Below are 18,902 nucleotides of genomic sequence, written 5' to 3'. Positions count from 1 at the left end.
CCGTCTGCTGGTCCTGCCGTGGAGGTCCTGGTCGATGCCGGCGCCTGCCCGGCGAGGTCTCCTCCTCAAACCTCGCCCCGGATGCAAGGACACTCCCCCCGCTTGCCGATTCCAGCCAACGCGCTTACTCGTGCCCGGCCAGGCAGCGAACCCGCTGGTGGCGGACGAGGCACCGAACGACAACCGACAAGTTTCGGTCACACGTTCCCGTTGTGACACCTCACGGCCTGCCTGTGACAGACGATCTCTCTGTTTTCTACGGGGGTGAAGTGAGCCATGTTCAGATCCACACGTCGCGGGATCGTCTACGTCCTGACCACGGCACTGTTGACCACGGTGGGGGTCGCTGACGCCGCTTGGGCACGGTCGACGACCGGCCGGGGCGCGCCGGGCGCGGTTGTCTCGGCGCCGATCCGTACCGACAAGGACTTGCCCAAGCCGCCCAAGGCAATGACCTTGGCGCAGCGCAGGGCGCAGATGCAGGCCTCACAAGGCAGCGACTCGCCCATGCGCGAGTTCGTTCGTCCCAAGGCACCGAAGCTGCCCGCAGTACCGGCGCCCAAGCCGGACAAGCCGCTGAAGAACGGTCCCGCTGCGGCGCCCACTTCGGGTTCGGTGTCGCGTGCGGCGGCCGCGGTGCCCAACCCGGACTGGGTCTCCGCCTATGCGAGCGCCTATCCGGGAATGCTGTCGATCGGTGGACAGACGAAGTTCTCATCCGTCACCGCGTCGTCCGTTTCGGGCTTGTGGCTCTACGTCATGGACGAGCAGAAGAACCCGGTGCTCCAGCAGGAGATCAAGCGCGCGACCGATGACCCGTCGGGTAAGTACCTGGAGAACGGGGCTTGGTGCTACGGCTGGTGGGCGTCGAACGCGTACCCCGCTGACCAGTGCTTCTGGTGGAGTTCATCCCTGCTGGGCGGGCACCTTCAGGACGGCAAGAAGTACTACGCCTGGATCTTCCTGATGGGCGCGGACGGTTCGTCGAGCCCCGGTGGCACGACCTCGCCCCTCGTCGAGGCGTTCTACACGCCGGACATTCCTGGGACGCAGGCCGGGCTGTGCAGTTGCTATGGGCAGGCGTACCGCGCGGATCCGGTCAACACCGCCACCGGCATGTTCTACGACCGGAGCACGGACGCGTCTCTCGTCGGGGTCGGCACGCCCTTCTCCATGGACCGGGCCTACCGGTCGAACTCGGCCGACGCCGGGCTCCTGGGCCGGGGCTGGTCGACTCCATTCGACTCCAGGCTGACGATCGCCGCAGGCAGTACGGCAACACTGCGCGAGGCTGACGGCGCGCAGGTGGTGTTCAAAGAGCAGGCGGGCGGAACATACGCCGGCCCGGGCGGATCCTCGCTCCAGCTCACCAAGACGGGGACGACGTACACCGTCACGAGTCCCGACCGTACCCGGCGCACATACAGCACAGCGGGCCAGTTGACCTCCCTCACCGACGGGAGTGGACAGGGCCTTACGCTGGCCTACTCCTCCGGCCGTCTCGCCTCGGTGAAGGACGCCGCCGGACGCACCGTGCTGTTCACGCTCGACACGGCAGGCCTGTTGACGGAGGTCTCCCTGCCCGACGGGACGTCGGTCGGCTACGGATACACCGGCGGGCTGCTCACGTCCGTGACGGATCAGGCCGGCAAGGAAGCCACCTACACCTACGACGCGAACAAGAGGGTCGCCACCGCCACCGGGCGGGGTGGCGGCAAGGTCACGAACACCTATGACGCATCGGGCCGGGTCGCCTCCCAGACGGACGGTTCCGGCAAGGTGTCGACCTTCACCTGGGAGAATCAGCGGGAGTCCCACGCGACCGATCCGAACGGCGGCGTGTGGACCGACGTGTACTCAGGCAATGTCCTGCTGGAGAGCGTCAATCCGTACGGCAAGAAGGTCTCGTACAGCTACGACCGGAATCTGCACCCCGTCTCGATCACGGACGCGGCCGGCAACACCACCGAGATGACCTACGACGCCGCTGGTCGCATGACCACGCGGAAGTCCCCTTCCTCCGCCGCGCTGACGGAGAGCTGGACCTACGACACCGCGGGCAACATCGCCAGCCACACCGACAGCAGAGGCAAGACCTCGACGTACGTCTACGACACGGCGAACCGGGTCACCTCCAGCACTGACCCCGCCGGGGGCAAGGTCACCTACACCTATTCGCCCCTCGGCGCCCTGGCGAGCGTCACCACACCGCGGGGCAACACGACGAGCTACGCCTACGACGGCTCCGGCAACCGCACCTCGGTCACGACCCCCCTCGGCGAGAAGTCGACCTTCCGCTACGACAACGCCGGACGGGTCACCGCGATCACCGACCCCCGGGGCAACGTCGCGAACGCCGACCCGAACGCCTTCACCACGGCCTACAGCTATGACGAGCGCGGACTGCTCACCTCCGTGACGGACCCACTGGGACACACGACGGCCTACGGCTACGACCCCGCGGGGCGGCTCACCTCTGCGAAGGACCCGGCGAACCGCACCACCACGTACACGTACGACTCCTCCGGCCACCTCACCGGCATGACCGATCCGGCCGGTAAGGCCCAGACCCGCACCTACGACGCCAACGGCAACCTCGCCTCGGCCACGGACGCCCTGGGCAACAAGACCACCTACGCCTACGACAAGGCGAACCGGCTGATCAGTACGGTCTCGCCGCGGGGCAACGTGTCCGGAGCCAACGCGGCCGCCTTCACGGCGAGTTACGGCTACGACGCCAATGGCAACCGGACGACGGTGACGGATCCGTCAGGCGCCGTGACGACCACCGCGTACGACGCGCTGGGCCGGGCAATTTCGACCACCAATGCCCTGGGGCAGGTCAGGAGGACCTCGTACGACGGCAACGACAACGTCCTGACCTCCACAGACCCGCTCGGCAAGGTCACCCGCCACACCTACACGGACACCGGGCTGCTCGCATCCTCCACGGACCCGCTCGGCAAGGTCACCTCGTTCGGCTACGACGCGGACGGCAACCGCACCAGCCAGACAAGTCCGCTGAGCTTCAAGGGCACTTGGTCCTACGATGCCGACGGCCGCCTGGCCTCCGAGGTCGAACCCCGCGGCAACGCGACAGGGGCGGACCCGGCTCAATTCACCACCTCCTACACCTATGACCCCACGGGCAACCAGACCAAAGCAACCAACCCGCTGGGCAAGACCAGCAGTACCACGTACGACTCGGCGAACCGTGCGGCTTCCGCGACGGACGAGCTGGGGCGGACCACCAAGACCGACTACGACGAACTCGGACGGATCAGCAAGGTCACCGGTCCGGACGGCGCCGCGACCAACTACACCTACAACACGGCCGGCGACCTCACCACACGCACGGACCCCAACGGGCGCACCACCACCTACGGCTACGACGACGCGGGCCGTCAGACCTCCGTCACCGATCCACTCGGCCGCCAGAAGACCTTCGGCTACGACGCCGATGGCAACCGGAACCGGATCACCAACGCCCGCGGCGTGACCGCCACATCAACCATCGACGCGCGGGGGCTGCCCACCGCGGTCTCCTACGGCGACCCGACCCCCCAGGTATCGGCTACCTACGACGCCCTCGGCCGCCGCAAGACGGTCACCGACGCCACGGGCACCCGGACTCTGGCGTACGACGACGCCGGGCGCCTCACCAACGTGACCCCGAGCGCGGGCAAGGGCGCGTACAGCTACACCTACGACGACGCCGGACAGCTGACCTCCCGCGGCATCGACTACACCGCGCCCCAGCAACTCGACTGGAGCGGCGCCACCCGCACGACGTCCGGGGACCTCAACGGCGACGGATTCACGGACGTCATCCGCGCCGACGCCACCAACGGCATCCGCACGTTCCTCGGCCGCTCCGACGGCACCTTCGCGACGGGTGCCACTCTCGCGGGTTCGGGCAGTGGCTTCCAGCAGATGTTCACCGTGGAATACACCGGCGACGGCAAGCTCGACCTCCTCGCCATCGACAAGGTGACCGGCCATCTCCTGCGCTACGACGGCGACGGCAAGGGCGGCTTCGCCGCGCCGTACGACCTCGGTGCCGGCTGGGGACCGATGACTCTCGTCCAGGGTGACTTCAACAAGGACGGCAAGCAGGATTTCCTGGCCGTCAGCGCCACCGCCAACCACCTCTATTTCTATCCCGGGAGCGGTGGCGGAGGCTTCGGCTCACGCGTAGACCTCGGACAGGGCTGGGCCAACTACCGATTGATACCGATCGAGTTCAATGGCGACGGCAAACTCGACGTTCTGGCCATCGACCCCTCCGACGGCCACCTGTACCTGTACCCCGGCAACGGGTCGGGAGGCCTCGGCAGCCGTGCCGACCTCGGAGGCGGCTGGGGTGCGATGCAACTCGTACCCGGAGAATTCAACAACGACGGGAAGCCGGACTTCCTCGCCGTTGACACGGCCAACCACCGACTGCGTTTCTATCCGGGCAGCGGAACGGGCGGATTCGGCGCCTACGTCCTGCAACCGGACGACTGGACGTCCTACGGCACACCCAGCGTGGGCCGCTTCGGCTCCACCACCACGCAGGGCGTCGTCGCGCCGGACACCGGCAACCGCCTGCGCAAGTGGAACGGGGACGGCAAGGGCGTGCTGACGGGCGCCGCCGTCGCGACCGGCCCCTCCACCGGCACCAAGGTCACCTACGGATACGACGCGGACGGTCGGCGCACGAGCCAGTCGGGATCAGCCGGCACTCTCGCCTATGCCTACGACCCCGCGAACCACCTCACCAGCAGCACCCTTCCGGCTGCCAACGGCCACGTCGAGGACCGTGCCTATGACAACGCAGGCCGCCTGACCTCCGTCACCAACAGCAAGGCCGGCAGCGCCCTCGCGGGATGGCAGCTCACCCTCGACGACGCGGGTCGCACCACCAGGACCGCGGTCACCCGGGCAGGACAGGCCCCGAGCTACCAGTACTACACCTACGACAGCGCTGATCGGCTCCTCACGGATTGCGCGTCCACCGCGCAAGCTGCGTCCTGCCCCGACGTCGCGGATGCCACCACGTACACCTACGACTCCGTGGGCAACCGCAAGACCCAGGCCAAGGGCGGCACCACCACCACATACTCGTACGACGGTGCCGATCAGCTCACCGCGACGGCCGCCGGGTCGACCAACCGCACCTTCGCCTACGACGCGGACGGCAACCAGACCTCGGACGGGGTCAACACCTTCGGCTATGACGCCAAGAACCAGCTGACGTCGGTCACCGCCGGCGCCGACACCTTCACCTTCGCCTACGACGCGAACGGCTACCGGACCAAGGCGTCCAAGGGCACCACGGCGCTCCGCACCACCTCCTGGGACCCCAACGGCCCGCTCGCCACGATCGGCGCCGAGTACGACGCGAGCGGCGCGATGACCGCCGAGTACCAGTACAACCCCCTCGGACAGCCCCAGACCGAGACGGTGGGAGGCAGCGGCTACTACCTCCACCACGACCAGATCGGCTCCGTCACCGACGTGACGGACACCGCCGGCGCCCAACGCACCCGCTACACCTACTCCGCGTTCGGCGAGGCCACCAAGACAGACGTGGCCGCTAACCCGCCACCCAACCCCTTCACCTACACCGGCGCGTACACCGAGCCCACCACCAACAGCGCCGGCTACTACCTCCGCGCCCGCAACTACGACCCCAGCACCGGACGCCTCACAGCCGCCGATCCGGCGCCCCTCCCGGCCGGCACCCCCTACATCTCGGCGTACGCCTACGCCAACAACTCCCCGACCCAGTACACGGACCCCACCGGGCGGACCCCCGACGACCCCAATGACGACCACGTCGAGTCCTTCGGCGAGGGGCTCAAGGAGTTCGGCAAGGGCTTCGTCCAGGGTCTCAAGATGCCCTTCGAGTTCGTCGGCGACATCTACGACGCCTTCACCGGCAAGAACGGAGGTGCCGGCGGCTTCCTCGACAAGTACCTGCCCATCCGCCCTGCCTACCGGCTCTACCGGGCGGCGGAGATGTTCCGCGACCAGGGGTGCGAGGCGCTCTACGACGTCTACAGCAAGGTCGCGGCGGACCTGACCGGCCAGATCGCCGTTACGGGGCTCAGCGGACTCCGTGGCTGGCAGCGTGACGCCGTGCGGCCCCCAGTGCGCGGGCACGACACCCCCACGGTCGGCAAGGGAGTTGGCCCAGCAGGCAAGAGGATCCCCGGAGGACGGCCGGACGGGCAGGCGGTCATCGCCGGCCACGGCGTGTACGTGCGCGGCACAGGCGACACCACGATGCCGAGCGGGACATGGGGATACTTCTACGTCGAGGACGGAGTTCGGCTCCGCCAATCGGTCGGCCTGGCCATCGAGAAGGGCGAGAAGGTGAAGCCGACGGAGATCGTTGGGCCCGGGAAATCGCTGCCCAACTACACGGTGAAGCCCGGTGCCGACCTGGAGATGATGTCCGGCTCCATCACCGTGAGCAAGGACACCCTGCTCAGCGATGTCCTCAAGCCGAACATGGGCCCGGTCCACATCGCAATCTGCCGTGAACACTGTGACCCTAGGCGCTAGGAGGAACCATGACCTACTACCCGGACCTGTCGCCCTACGTCTACGAGCCATCCGACCGAGACATGGTCAATGTCGGTTGGCTCTCAGGTCAGCACGAGTACCCGAAGGGACTGGTGGCGGACGTCGTCGTGGCCGCACTGAAGATTCTCTGTGCTCACCCCGAGAATCAGATGCGTGGCTACCACCAATGCGAGTTCTGCCAGGCGCTCGCACCGTCTCTCCTTGGTGGAGAAGACGGCACTAAGGAGCTGTTTCTTGGTTCAGCCGAAGTGCACGTAGAAGGAGCGGAAGGGGTTGTGTATGCGGCGCCCACCCTGGTCCTGCACTACGTCCTGGAGCACGGCTACTGCCCCCCTGAGGAGTTTTGCGGGGCGGCGGTCCGCAAGGCCGGCCTTGGAACAGGTGATGAACTTACGGTGCTGGAATAGCAGGTGAGGCGCTAGCTCGGTGGCGAGCGAGCCGGGCCGCCCCGAGGGGCACGACGGTTTCACGGTCGGGCTTGGTCGACCGTGGTGTCGTTGAGCGCGGCCAGAACCTGCCGCCACACGGTCACTGCCCACTCCCGTCTCTGGGCGTGGGCAGTGCAGCCGCCGGCTCCTCCTGAGTTCCGCGGCAACTGGGGCCTTCGTTGGCGATGCTGCGGTCATGAGGTCGATCATCGCTTCACAGGGGCGGGCGACGACGCCGGTGGCGCATGAGCCAGCCGCTGCTGCGTTGGATGATCCGGCCTCCCGGGACGATCGCGAATCCCCCGGCACCCGGAGTGCGACGGACGGGGTGGACGTCGATGCCGATGCGGGCGCCGGGCTAGTTGGCAACGGTGCGGCACTCGACGTCGACCCATGCCTGATGACGTCTTGCGGCTGCTGCTGGGTGCGTGCTGGTTGCTCGCCCCCGGATCAGCACAGCTACCAACTCATAGCTGATCAAGGCTCTCTCATCCCCGGGAGCGAGCGCGCGCTCGAGTTACTTCCAGAGCTGGTAGTTGCCGTCGTTCTCCGTGTGGGTGTAGACGCCGCCGTCGCTGTTGCTGTCGAGGTACAACCCGGACATGCGGCTCTTGAGCTTCCACCCCCTGGAGGAGGACACCTCCCACCACCGCTGGTACCAGTTGGTCGCGTTGACGTCGGCGGAGCAGTCCTCCAGGTAGACAGCGGAGCCGTAGCTGGTCAGGCACCGGCCGTCCTCGGTACGCATGGCCCAAGTGCCGTCCGACGCCTGCTCTTCGAGCCAGCGATAGCTCGACACCGGGGTCCTGCTGCAAGGAGTGCTCGTCTCAACATCCCTGGTCGGCTGGTTGATACCAGCCCGGTACGTCAGGCACTTCCCCGTCGCGACGTTCTTCCAGTACGCCTGCTGGCCGCCCGCCGCCGAAGCGACTCCCGAGTTCGCTACGAACACGGCGGGCACGGCCGTAGCGACCATCGCGAGTTGAGCAAAGCGATGCTTGTTCATGCGGATGGGACTCCCCCGTGTGAGTGTTGCGTGAAACAGATGGAAGGAAGATATCGATCTTGAAATGTCCTTGACAGCTTCTTGTCAAGATCTGAGCTTCGGGGTCAATCCGGCGCCGCAGCCGTTCCTACTCGGCATCACTCGGAGCACCCCGCCCCCTGTTTGCGTCGACGCCCTGGACCCGAAGGAGTCACCTGGTCGGCCGGACAAGTCCTGGGGCGTGTTTCAGGTTCCTGTGTGGGGACTCGGCGGCACTCATATGGGTGAAGCGACGACTCTCTGGCGCTGCCGAGGACGGCCGGGAGCGATGCGCTGGCGACTATGGGCTGGGTACCGCCTCGGTGCCCCCGGCAGTTGGAGAGCATCGTGAATGATGACGTGGTCCACATCGTCCCTTGCGACGATCAGAGCGTGGAAGAGATCGCGGAGGTTCTGTCTCAGGCAGCGGCCGAGCAAGGTCTCGATGACGAGGTGGTGATCGACGGGGAGGAGGTGATCGCTCCGCGCTCCCTCATGACCGGATCGGCCCCTGTGGTGGGGGTCGGGTTCCCTCCGCCGCCGGCGGAGACGAGTCCGGACGGCTCTTCCCACGACGGCCAGTACTACCGGTTGCAGTCCCCGATCGCTCTGGGGCTGCCCCATCGCGGGCAGTGACGGGTCAGGCCGACAGCACCCCGGCCCCGGTCGTGGGCTGTCGGTCCGTCAGCTCCGGGCGGGAACACCTGGCGCTTGGCACCCGTCAGAGCTACTGCTGTACCGCCGCGACCTGACCGTCGCCTCGAACCGGCAGACCAGCTTCTCGAAGCGCGTGGCGACCGCCCGGTGCTGCTTCCGGCGGCCGATCCCGCACTCCACCGCGTGCCGGGCCCGGTAGTCCGCATGGTCGAAGACCGGCGGCCGACCACCCGAGCGGCCCTGCCGTCGTCGGTTACGGTTCTGGTCAGATGGCTCGGCGATCGTGCACCGGATCCCCCGCATGCGCAGATGGGCACGGTTGACCGCCCACGAATACGCCTTGTCCGCCCGCACCCGCACCGGAGTCCGCCGCGGCCTCCCGCGCACCCAGCCGCGGCACCCGGATCGCCTCCAGCACCGGCACGAACAGCGGACTGTCCCCCCGCTGACCCGCCGTCACCGACACGACAGCGGCTTCTGGCCCTGCTCACACGACAGGTGGATCTTCGTGCTGAACCCGCCCCTCGACCTACCCAGCCCGTGATCGGCCGGCTCGCCGACCACCCCGACCGGCGGCTCCTCCTGCCCGGCGCCGTCCCGCCGCGCACCGGCCGCGTGCTGATGAGCCCGGCACACCGTCGAGTCGACGCTGACCTCCCAGACGATCAGTCCCGCCGCATCCGCCCGCGCCTGCAACAGCGCCAACGCCCGCGCCCACACCCCCTCACGCTGCCACCTTGGGAGCAAGCCGTACACCGTCTGCCAAGGACCGTACTCGGGCGGAACGTCCCGCCATGGTGCACGTCCGCACCCGCCACCGAACCCCATCCACCAGCCTCCGCCGGTTCCCCGACCTACGGCTTACACCCGCCGCGGGCAAAACCGACTCCAATACCGACCACTGCTCATCCGAGAGATCCCCACGCCCCACACCGCGATCATCACCGCTCACCAGCCCCAGCAGACCCAGAACCCAAAACACGGCCTAGTCGGGCAGGACAGCTCCCTCGACGAAGTACTCCAGCCCCGGCTTGAACTCCAGCCGAGGGACGGCGGCCAGTACCTGAAGTTGCAGGTCAGGAGGCACCTCGTAGGCCGCGCAGGCAAGCCACTCGTCCTCTCCTGCCGCGGGCAGGCGGCGGTCGAAGAGGTCGCGGATGCGCAGGACCTCTTCCCTGCTGAGTTCGGTGACGTGAGCTGGGCGTTCTTCAACATCCCATCCGGTCACTTCCCACATGAGTCGATCGTCGGTCCTGTCATTCACACCGAAACGATAGACGCGGCAGATGACGGGCCGACCAGCTACCGCCCCAGACGGCCGCTGGTCTCGACCCGTCTCGGCGTTGAGAGCCCGCTCTCGCCAGGAGGCTTCGATCCGTTCGTGGGCCTCGTCGGATTCTTGGGTCGAGCCGGCTCTTGCTGGCGATGACGCCTTCTCAACCAGCCCGCGGGCGTCCTGGTTGTTGTAGAGGAACGTCGAGAACACGTCCGCCCGGACGGCGATCGCCCCAACGGCGAGACGGCCGCGTTCGCGTCGCAGCTGGGCCATGGGCTTCTGGACTCGGCCGAGCTTGACCCATGTCCGGCGGCGGACGGAAACAGTCGCCTCGGTCCGGCCGGGGCCCTGAGTCGTGGCAGGTCCTTGTGATCGCTGGAGGCTCCAGGTTCGGTGTGCCGGGCGAGTTCTTCGTCCCGGCCCGAAAGGGGCCGGCCTTTCGCAGCGACTTGAGCGTACGGCGCCTGTACTGCGAGAACTCGGCCTGTGGAAAGGTCACCTTCGCCGAGCAGAGCGAGGGCTGACGGTGCACTACCAGCGCCCGCACTCCACAACTCGGGTCAACCGCACGGCAATTGGAGCTCAACCAAGGCCAGCCACCGCCCTGAGACAGCCATGCGACGGAAGACGGCCGGCCGGTGGATGTGTCGGTCCGTCACCAACAGTGCCTGGCCCATCGATCACAGCCATACAGCGCTGAGCAGCCACCAACGGCGGTGCGGGAGGCCGCTGTCCGCGTGTCAGAACGCAGAAGTTGCCGCTGCGGATGACGCCTTATGCTTCGGGAAGATCATCTGCGCTTGCCATGCGCACTTCAGCGAAACCAGCGGGGACATGAAGAAGCACACACTGATCACCACAAGCCTCGTCCTGGCTCTCGGCCTTGTCACGGGCTGCTCTTCCGAGAGCGACGCCGACAAGGCAGGGCCCGGGAACGCGGCCCAGGGCGGCGGCAAGGGCGCCGCGCAGGCTCCCAAGGGGCCGGTCTACGCCGGCCCCACGCTGCCCGGCCTCGCCAAGCGGCAGGCGTGGAGCCTGCCGCCGGCCAGGGCCATCGACCTCGGTGACGTCCTGCTCTTCGTGAAAAGCGGTCAGGGTGAGTACGCCCGCGGGGGTTACGAGAACGCCCCCCTGGACGGCACGGTCGGCACGCTCTTTTCCGCCTACTCCTCGGACAAGCCGGAGCCGGTGACCCTGGAGTTCAGGGACGTGAGCACCGGAGCCGTACGCAAGTCCCTCGACGTGCAGGCCGGCACCGTCGCCGCCACGACCTGGCACAACGGTGTTCCGGCGGTGGCGGTCACCAAGACCCGCACCCAGGAGTCCGACGGGCTGAGCGCGGCGAAGAGCAGCATCGCGGTCACTGTCTACGGAGCCGACGGAGCACAGCTCGGCACGATTGAGCACGCGGGCGACGGCAAGGGCGTCTCGATCCACGAAGGCCACCTGATCGAGCAGGACGGCGATGCGACGCTGAGGCTCACGCCCATCGACGGCGGCGCGCCCCGCAAGGTCACCTGTACGGGCATGCTCGCGCACTGCTCCTTCGACCGACGTAACAACGAGATCGACGGTGCGCAGGCGCACGCGCCGCTGATCACCGGGACGTACGCCTTCCACGTGGAGAACGCGTCCACGTACGAGACCAATCCCGAACAGCTCGTCATGTCCGACCTGGCCACCGGGAAAAAGGTGTGGAGCACAGCGGACGTCGTCCCGCCTCAGGGAGTGGCACTGGACAAGGACCACAAGCGCACCAGTGGAGCCGTCCGTGTCCTCGGCGTACGTGACGGGCGGATCCTCACCGCGTGGGGAGCCGGTGCGATGTCGCCGGACACCTTCGTCACGGCGACGTACGACCTGGCGAGCGGCAAGCAGGTCGGCGGTTCGACCACGTACCGCTACGCCGACTTCCCGGGCGACACGATCAACACGAAGGGCTCTTCGGTTTTTTCTCCCGACCACAAGCTCGCAGCGGCGCACACCAAGGGCGGCACCGCCCTGTGGGACCTCGGGACCGGGAAGGAGCTGTGGAAGCAGGCGGAGGGCGAGACCCAGCTGACGCCTCGCCGCTTCTCCGCGAACGGCGTGTTGTACGGCGACACCGACAAGGCGGGCGGGTCCGGCACGAGCGCGCTCGCGGTGGACGCCCGCACGAAGAAGGTACTGGCCAAGGACCTGCCGAGCGACGGCATTCCCCTGTTCTCCCGGTCCACCGGCTATGGGTACCTCACCACGGACAACGGCTTCTTCGTCTTCCCGGCGGAACGCCAGGACGGCTGAGGACGCCAGCACGGCTGAGGACGGCAGGACACCCCCACAGACGTCGTTTGCATCGTTGAGACAGGACTGATCACGAGGCCGCCAAGACGTTGCCCGAACCGAAAACCTCAGTAGAGGTAGCGGTTCAGAACGTCCCGCAGCCTCTCGTCCTCGTCCCGCAGCAGTAGCGCACGAAGTTCGTCGGCGGGAACGCAGAGAACATCACAGTCCTCTGCGTCTCGCTCGCCGTCGTCCTCTTCCCCGTCCATCCCATCCGTACCGGAGAGGGACTCCGGCGCCATGACATAGGGCTCGTCGTACTCGTCGGGTGACTGCGCCGGGCGCGGGCGGCACTGCCATACGGTGCCGTAGTGGCGGACCTGGACCTCCCCCAGATACCAGGCCGCGACGCTGAGCAGCGGATCGTCCGCCGCCGCCGCCATCTCCTCCCAGCTCGAGAACAGCCCCCGTATCAGGTCTTCGAGCCGCGCGCGGTTGTCGGCAACCTGCGCGTCGCCGTCGGTAAGCACCCGGAGGCCCCGTTGCTCGCGGCGCTGATCGGCGAACTGGCGTTGAAGAGCCCGGAGTTCGCCGCCCTGTGGGCAGACCACCGCGTGACACCGTGCGACGCCGCGTCCCCAAGAACCGCCTCGCAAGTGCAGGCGGCGGGCTGGTGAGCGGTCGACCGGTGGCTCGGTCACCGTCTGGGGGGACTGGAGTCCTGCAAACCAACGCTCGCGCCACCACCAAAGCGGAGGGCCGCGAGGACAGTTGCAGCAACTCCCGGTTGGAGTTGGAGGCGAGGTGGCAGGATGACGCGGTGTCCGACTCCCTACATGAACTGTGGCTGCGCGGCATCGCCTTCAATCCGGCAGCGCCTTGCGACGTACTGATACGCCTGGTGGATCCGGCGGCCGGTGAAGCCGGCCTGTTGATTTGCGAAGGGCGTGACCTGCCCGACGCCGTCATCGACGCAGCCCTCCACCACCCGGCCAGAGGGGTCCGACGCGCGCTCGCGGGCAACCGGCACATCGACCCCGCACGACTCGCCCCGCTGGCAACAGACCCGTCAGGGATCGTCCGCGGACGGCTCGCCGGCGGCCCCCATCCCCGTCCCCGATGGGTCCGACCACTGCCGGGCGACATCCTCGTCACCCTGCTGACCGCCCGCGACGGCGGCGAGGACGGCATCCTCACCGAAAACGAGATCGCCCAGGAGCTCGACTTCTCCCGGCAGATCCCCTTGTCCTTCTACCGCTCCATGGCAGGGCACGACCATCCCAAGCTCCGTGAACGCGCCGCCTGGAGGTGGCAGTCGCTCACCGCTGCGCAGCGAAGGGCCCTGCTGCACGACCCCGACCCCGCGGTACAAAAGGCGGCTCAGAAGAGCAGCTGGGAGCTGGACCCGGAAGGGGTGGAGTCCGCGCTGCCCTCCATCGGTTCGCTCAGCAAGTCCCATGTGCTCGGCACGTGCGCCCTGTCCCCCGCGCTCGTCGAGCAGTGCTTCGCGGACGGCACCGTACATCCTCTGACCTGGAACCGGCACACTCCGGCCGACGCCATCGCCCGGCTCACCCGCCACCCCGAGGCGAAGGTCCGCGCGATGGTCGCCGCCCGGCCCGACCTGAGGGCGGACCAGGTGGCAGAGTTGCGGGAGGACCCGGACGAGGGGGTGCGGATACGCGCACGCCTCCACCCCTTCCCCCGTACCTGGGCCGAGTACTGGGCGATCCTCCGCGTCATCGGCCACGGTCCGGACTGCACCTGCCCGATCACCGAACTGGATACTGAGCCGTCGCCCGACTGGTTCGCAGCCTGCGCGGCGTCCGAGGAACGGGTGCTTCGCCGGGTCGCGGCGAGCTGGCCCGGCCTGCCCGCGGAAGTCGTCGAGACACTCGCCCAGGACGAGGACGAGGAGGTGCGGATCCGGCTGGCCTGCCACCACCCGCTGGCGCCACCACACCTCCTCCTGGACGTCTTCGTCACCCGCCCGGTCCACCGTCCGCACCTGCTGACCCTGCCCGCGTTGCCCCGTACCGGCCTGGCCCACCTCATCGGCCACCCGGACCCCGAGGTACGCGCCCTCGCGGCAGCCGACCCCGCCCTGACCGAGGCCCCGTTGGAAGACTCCGACGAATCGGTGTGCCGCGCCGCCGCCGCCAACCCGAGCCTGACGCCGGAAGCCCTGGAGGCCCTCCTCGCCAACTCCCGCACCGCAGAGGGCGCTGCGGCCAACCCGTCCCTCCCCGTCCCCCGCATGCACGCACTCCTCGACCACTGCCTGACCAACACCGCCACCCCACCGCCGGCCGAACACCGAAAGACGACACCCACGTAGCGATCACAGGTACGGCACCTCAGTAAGCCACCGGCTGACGCCGACACCACATGCCCGACAGACGCTGCCAAATCTCATCAACATTCCGGCCCTCAGTGACAAGCGGCTGCTCCTGCAACTCGGCGACCAACGCTCTCCGTTCTTGCCTACGCAGCCGCGGCGCTGCTGATGGAAGACCTTGACCGCTCTTGTGAACAGCTGCGGGTGCGTCGCCGAGGGCGCCGGGACCACAGCGTCTACCTCGTTGAGCTCACGACCGAGTTGGCAACGTCCTGCCTGCGAGAACGGCATGGGCGCTGACCACTCGCTACCAGCCCCCTATCTGCTGGTCAGCGGGGTTTCGGAATCGGTAAGGGAACCGCGATGCCGTACGTTCAGCGCCGCCCATCCCAGGTAAGCACCCTGCCCGCCCGCCTAGATGTCGCGTAAACCTGGCGGATGTCCACGAGTCATGACGCTGGGTAAGTTGTCTGGCCGGTTGGCTGAGGTTTGGCATGATCGCGCGGTGAGTAATGCGAAGGTGCTGGCCGCCGAGGCCGTTGAGTCACATGTCCGGGCGTTCTTCGAGGGACATTCCGTAGAGGTCGTTGTCCGCGACCTGGGGCCGGGCCGGCGCGATGCCGTGCCCGTCCTGCGGGTTCTCGTTGTGGGCCCCGGTCCGCGCAGCGACAGTTGGGCCTATGTGACCGCAGGCTGCTGGGCCGCGATGGAGAAGGACGGTCATGGGCTTGAGTTCGTCATGACCGCCCACGTCCGCGACCAGCGGTTCATCGACCTCATGGCCATGGTCGCCTACTACCACTGCGGAGGGCACCAGCTCGACCTTGAGCACAGCATGCCGATCGGTGAGCCATGGATGCCGGGCTCGGCCTGCGACCATCTGCTCATCAGCCTGCCGTACCTCCACGGGCCTGACCTTGAGCACTGTCCACTGCCTGGCGGGCATGCCCGCATCCTGTGGACCCTGCCGGTCACGGCCGCCGAAATCGAGTTCCGCAAGCACCAGGGGCATGAGGCATTGGAGCAACTCTTCGACGACGCGGAGATCAATCCCACTGATCCTTTCCGGGCATCGGTGGTATGAGGCCTTGGCCCAACCGTGTCCGGTGATCACCGCCGCTGACATGCAGGTACCTACCCCAAGTTCGCTGAAGCTCGCTTGTCCTCAACATGAACGACATGCAGTTCGGTGCCGTCGCGACGACGCTTCGATCGACCGAACAGCCCGACACCGATCTCCGACTGGTCCTGAGGCTCGTCAGGGCCGACATAGGTAAGGACGTCGTTGTGATGACCGGTGACGGTCCATCCTTCGACGTCCCTAAGGTTGATCACCCCAAAGTCCTCTGCCGAAGCTCCGGCATGCGCCGGGCATCGCGCGCAGGTGCTGGGCATCGGTCGCGCCGATCTCACACAGCAGCCGGTAGTGGTCCTCCACCCGGTGCCGCGCAACGTCGATCTCCAGGACCCCTAGCTGCGCCTCCAGCCGTCGCGGGCGGTCATCTCCCGCAGCCCTACGGTCCGGCGCCGTCGGGCGGGGTGTCTATCCGAAGCTGGCCGACTCCCTACCGACTGTGGGTCTGGCGGTGGGAGTTCGTTCGCGGCAGCAGGATGTCCCGCCGTGCCGCCTCCCCCTTGAGCGGGTCGAGGGCGCCGATGCGCATGAGCCACTGCGCGGTCGGCCCAGGCGAGATAGCCCCAGCCAGAAGTGGGGCCCGGCTCCGAAGGTGGGGTCGGAGTTTTCCAAGCGTGAATGTTTGCATCGGGCGCCCCGCTACGACGTCAGCAATAACGTCAAACGCCCCCAGACCCCTCAAGGTCATCGGCAAGCCCGAAGGGGCTTGGTAGATAACGAACAAGCTGAGCTTGTCTCTTTATCTACCGTCCGCGTCATGGGGCGGGGATGGTTGGTTCCAGACGGCATCTGACCGGCTGACAACCTTCCGCAGTTCGCGCGCACTTCGGGGTGATAGGGCCTGCAACACGGTGTCGAGGAGGGCTCGGGATTCGAGGGGGTTGCCGCAGCAGTACCAGTGCGCGTTGCCGAACTCGTCATCGTGCCAGAGATCCCGCTCGGGCTGGTGGACGTAGTTCTTCCACAGGCCCACGGCTGTGCTGACATCGCCTGGATGCAGATAGTTGCGGGTCTGCTCGAGGTGGCTGATCTCGGACAGTGCACGCGAAGACAGACCGTCGATGACCGGCTTTGCACCCGTTGCCAGGTGGCTGCCGGGGGCGTCGGCACGGATCTGTCCTGGCCGTTTACGCGGCATGGGCCTTTCGGTTCATCGTCATGCGGTACATGGTGCCATGGTCTCGAATGGTGTCTCAAACGGATTCGCTCGCATGGGGATTCGCCGGGCGTAGGCGGCCTTCGCCTGATCATGTGCTCCGACCAAGGTGCACATGATCACGACGAAGGCCGTGGGTGAGTCTGCTGCCTGATGTTGTGAAGGGAGGCGTTCGCTGAAGCATCAAGCCTCCGGGGCGAGTTCTACGAGGGGCTGACCGCCCGGCGTGACGAGTTGTTCGGACTCGTGGACGCGGTGCTGTGTGCAGACGGGGCGGTGAAGCCCCCGGTTGACCTGACGCTGCTGCCTGAGCGTCGTCGCGGGCACGGAGCGATGTACGGCGGCCTCAACCACGGCCGGATCGACGCGATCGGCTCCAGACGGTGGGGGCCTGGCTGCCGCTGCCGCGTTTCGAGGGCGGGCGATTGGTCCTGGCGGTCGACGTATCGCCGTGGCTTTGCCCGGACGCGCCATGCTCAGCGAAGCGGCTCTTTCGGTATGTCTATGGCCCCGCGAAAACAGCATCGCAGTTCATTCTGGGTCGGTTCTGCTCCTTCGTGGCCGTGCTGGAGCCGGGTGCTATCTCTTGGACCGCGGTCCTGGACACGGTTGGGCTCCGCCGGGACAAAACGCTCATTGCGCTTGTCGTTGATCGTCCGGCGTCGAATAATCCTCGAACTTGAGTCGTTTTCGCAGTTCAAGGGACGCGCGGGTGGCCTGCGCCCGCCTCATTTGAGGGCGAGCAGGGCCCGCATGGTCACCCCTGGGCCTGGTGGATCAGCGGGATCGACAGCAGGCAGCACAGCGCTGCGACCGTCAGTGCCAGGCTTGTGGTCTTCAGGAGCCCTCTGCGGTCCGCGCCGAGGAAGCCCCTGACGAGGCGGCCTTGCAGCGTGGTAAACCCCTTGATGACCCAGGGAGCGACGAGGAGAAAGCCCAGCCCGCCTGTGGCGTGCACTGCCCAGGCCCCGGCCATCGTCGGGCCGCCCCAGGAGTCGGAGGTGTCGTTGTCGGGCCGCAATGGATAGCCGAGGTTAATTGCCACGACGAACCAGAACAGGCCGGAGGAGATGGCCGCGACGAGGTTCAGTGGCGCGCTGATGACTGCGTGCACGAGCGTCAACGGGCCGTTGCGTTCCGGCGCTTCGACTTCAACGCCGAGCAAGCGTTGGGCCAGAGCACGCTGGATGTGGCCCGCTTGGCCGCCTAGCAGGGCAAGCGGGATACAGAGGATGCCGACGGGCAGTGCGAGCACGATGTAAGCGAACCGACGCCAGGTCAGGGCACGGAAGGGCGCACGGAGGATCGCGGCGATCCGGCCAGTGGGGCGGCCACTGCGGGCGAGAGGCGGCTGTGTGATGTCCATGCATTCAGGCTCGCGTCCGCGAGGCCCGGGGTCGATCGTGCCTGTACGAAGATGGGTGATTCGGTTTACCCCACCTCTAACGTGCCGGGCCGGTCGACTATCCCGTGGCTCGTCTAGCTCTGGTGCCTTTCTTGTGGTGTGTGAGCCGCTGATAGAGCTCGCCGGTGACGAGGAGTTGGCCACCCTCGTAGCGGTCAGCTCGGTGGTGGTTGGTGGAGCCGAGTGGCCGTCCGGGGCCCGATCTGGCGGGTTCTGGTGCAGCGTGCGCGTCGGCGGGCGTGCGTCATTGGTTGCCTCGAGAAGATCGGCACACATGGGAACAGCCAAGTCTGTGTGCGGACGCGATGTAGCCGAGCGCGTCGCGCCCCGCGCATCCGCAACAAGGGCCCGATATAGGCAGCAGTTCAAGAATGGGCTCTCAACTTGGCGCAGGCGGACCCCACTTGTGGGGCATGAACCGCATTCGGACTCGTAACCATCCAGGTCCGTCGGCATGGCATCCGGACCCGTGCTCAGCGAGCTCGGAGCCGGTTCAGAACGGTGCAGCCGTGCGCGTCTCCTGGCGACCTACCCGCCTAGCGGGATGAACGGCACACCTGCGTGGCGGGGCCAGTATCGGTAGGGCTCCCGGCGGATCATCGGAAGTCTTACGGCGTTGCGGGGCTGAGCTGGACAACGGCCTTG

The 18,902-nt window shown here is 67.3% G+C and carries 12 protein-coding genes and 2 pseudogenes; 8 read left to right on the top strand and 6 right to left on the bottom strand.

All coding sequences use genetic code 11. From position 1 onward, the window contains the following. Window positions 1–276 precede the first annotated feature (276 nt). Together DWB77_RS36385 and DWB77_RS36380 are read left to right on the top strand one after the other, a co-directional pair. Window positions 277–6,555 (top strand): FG-GAP-like repeat-containing protein, encoded by a 6,279-nt coding sequence (locus DWB77_RS36385; protein ID WP_120726927.1) that lies wholly within the window; start codon window positions 277–279, stop codon window positions 6,553–6,555. Between the two features lie 8 nt (window positions 6,556–6,563). Beyond that, window positions 6,564–6,983, top strand: a complete 420-nt coding sequence (locus tag DWB77_RS36380; RefSeq protein WP_120726926.1) for a hypothetical protein — start codon at window positions 6,564–6,566, stop codon at window positions 6,981–6,983. 538 nt (window positions 6,984–7,521) lie between these two features. On the opposite strand, the gene DWB77_RS36375 is transcribed toward DWB77_RS36380, so the two are convergent. Further along, the gene (locus tag DWB77_RS36375; protein WP_162952708.1) at window positions 7,522–8,010 is read right to left on the bottom strand and encodes an RICIN domain-containing protein; all 489 of its coding nucleotides are present in this window, start codon (window positions 8,008–8,010) and stop codon (window positions 7,522–7,524) included. Between the two features lie 366 nt (window positions 8,011–8,376). Here DWB77_RS36375 and DWB77_RS36370 point away from each other — a divergent pair, with 366 nt between their 5' ends. Next, complete coding sequence (locus DWB77_RS36370; protein WP_162952707.1) at window positions 8,377–8,664, top strand: hypothetical protein; 288 nt, start codon at window positions 8,377–8,379, stop codon at window positions 8,662–8,664. Between the two features lie 48 nt (window positions 8,665–8,712). Here the strand turns inward: DWB77_RS36370 and DWB77_RS39685 are convergent. Together DWB77_RS39685 and DWB77_RS36360 are read right to left on the bottom strand one after the other, a co-directional pair. Beyond that, a pseudogene (locus DWB77_RS39685) lies at window positions 8,713–9,616 on the bottom strand (IS5 family transposase). Between the two features lie 54 nt (window positions 9,617–9,670). Beyond that, complete coding sequence (locus tag DWB77_RS36360; protein WP_120726920.1) at window positions 9,671–10,234, bottom strand: hypothetical protein; 564 nt, start codon at window positions 10,232–10,234, stop codon at window positions 9,671–9,673. 561 nt (window positions 10,235–10,795) lie between these two features. On the opposite strand from DWB77_RS36360, the gene DWB77_RS36355 reads away from it, so the two are divergent. Continuing rightward, window positions 10,796–12,244 (top strand): hypothetical protein, encoded by a 1,449-nt coding sequence (locus DWB77_RS36355; RefSeq protein WP_162952706.1) that lies wholly within the window; start codon window positions 10,796–10,798, stop codon window positions 12,242–12,244. Between the two features lie 107 nt (window positions 12,245–12,351). Here the strand turns inward: DWB77_RS36355 and DWB77_RS38125 are convergent, their stop codons facing one another. Beyond that, complete coding sequence (locus DWB77_RS38125) at window positions 12,352–12,525, bottom strand: hypothetical protein (protein ID WP_162952705.1); 174 nt, start codon at window positions 12,523–12,525, stop codon at window positions 12,352–12,354. A 69-nt stretch (window positions 12,526–12,594) separates the two neighbouring features. Between DWB77_RS38125 and DWB77_RS39680 the strand changes: the two genes are divergently transcribed. The 3 genes from DWB77_RS39680 to DWB77_RS36335 all read left to right on the top strand — a co-directional run bounded on the left by DWB77_RS39680 (window position 12,595) and on the right by DWB77_RS36335 (window position 15,645). After that, complete coding sequence (locus tag DWB77_RS39680) at window positions 12,595–12,900, top strand: hypothetical protein (RefSeq protein WP_428985177.1); 306 nt, start codon at window positions 12,595–12,597, stop codon at window positions 12,898–12,900. A gap of 143 nt (window positions 12,901–13,043) precedes the next feature. After that, entirely contained in the window at window positions 13,044–14,561 is a 1,518-nt protein-coding gene (locus tag DWB77_RS36340; RefSeq protein ID WP_120726915.1) for a hypothetical protein, read from the top strand. Between the two features lie 451 nt (window positions 14,562–15,012). Continuing rightward, window positions 15,013–15,645: a suppressor of fused domain protein gene (locus DWB77_RS36335; RefSeq protein ID WP_246033771.1), complete on the top strand. Its 633-nt coding sequence runs from the start codon at window positions 15,013–15,015 to the stop codon at window positions 15,643–15,645. A gap of 790 nt (window positions 15,646–16,435) precedes the next feature. Here the strand turns inward: DWB77_RS36335 and DWB77_RS36325 are convergent. Continuing rightward, a complete protein-coding gene (locus DWB77_RS36325) occupies window positions 16,436–16,834 on the bottom strand; it encodes a hypothetical protein (RefSeq protein ID WP_246033770.1) in 399 nt (132 codons plus the stop codon). A gap of 231 nt (window positions 16,835–17,065) precedes the next feature. On the opposite strand from DWB77_RS36325, the pseudogene DWB77_RS39360 reads away from it, so the two are divergent. Continuing rightward, window positions 17,066–17,469 (top strand): annotated as a pseudogene (locus DWB77_RS39360) (transposase); the annotation flags it as partial. A gap of 140 nt (window positions 17,470–17,609) precedes the next feature. Here DWB77_RS39360 and DWB77_RS36315 read toward each other — a convergent pair. Next, complete coding sequence (locus tag DWB77_RS36315) at window positions 17,610–18,218, bottom strand: sensor domain-containing protein (RefSeq protein ID WP_120726913.1); 609 nt, start codon at window positions 18,216–18,218, stop codon at window positions 17,610–17,612. Between the last annotated feature and the right edge of the window lie 684 nt (window positions 18,219–18,902).

This window comes from Streptomyces hundungensis, from assembly GCF_003627815.1.
Classification (GTDB): Bacteria; Actinomycetota; Actinomycetes; order Streptomycetales; family Streptomycetaceae; genus Streptomyces; species Streptomyces hundungensis_A.
Note: the sequence above shows the minus strand (reverse complement) of the source record. Positions and strands in the feature narration are given on the sequence as shown.

Excerpts from the sequence above, each read along its gene's own strand:
- DWB77_RS36325 (WP_246033770.1), bottom strand. The coding sequence starts at position 16,834 with ATGCCGCGTAAACGGCCAGGACAGATCCGTGCCGACGCCCCCGGCAGC.
- DWB77_RS36385 (WP_120726927.1), top strand. The coding sequence starts at position 277 with ATGTTCAGATCCACACGTCGCGGGATCGTCTACGTCCTGACCACGGCA.
- DWB77_RS36360 (WP_120726920.1), bottom strand. The coding sequence starts at position 10,234 with ATGGCCCAGCTGCGACGCGAACGCGGCCGTCTCGCCGTTGGGGCGATC.
- DWB77_RS36315 (WP_120726913.1), bottom strand. The coding sequence starts at position 18,218 with ATGGACATCACACAGCCGCCTCTCGCCCGCAGTGGCCGCCCCACTGGC.
- DWB77_RS36335 (WP_246033771.1), top strand. The coding sequence starts at position 15,013 with ATGACGCTGGGTAAGTTGTCTGGCCGGTTGGCTGAGGTTTGGCATGAT.
- DWB77_RS38125 (WP_162952705.1), bottom strand. The coding sequence starts at position 12,525 with ATGGCGCCGGAGTCCCTCTCCGGTACGGATGGGATGGACGGGGAAGAG.
- DWB77_RS36375 (WP_162952708.1), bottom strand. The coding sequence starts at position 8,010 with ATGAACAAGCATCGCTTTGCTCAACTCGCGATGGTCGCTACGGCCGTG.
- DWB77_RS36380 (WP_120726926.1), top strand. The coding sequence starts at position 6,564 with ATGACCTACTACCCGGACCTGTCGCCCTACGTCTACGAGCCATCCGAC.
- DWB77_RS36355 (WP_162952706.1), top strand. The coding sequence starts at position 10,796 with ATGAAGAAGCACACACTGATCACCACAAGCCTCGTCCTGGCTCTCGGC.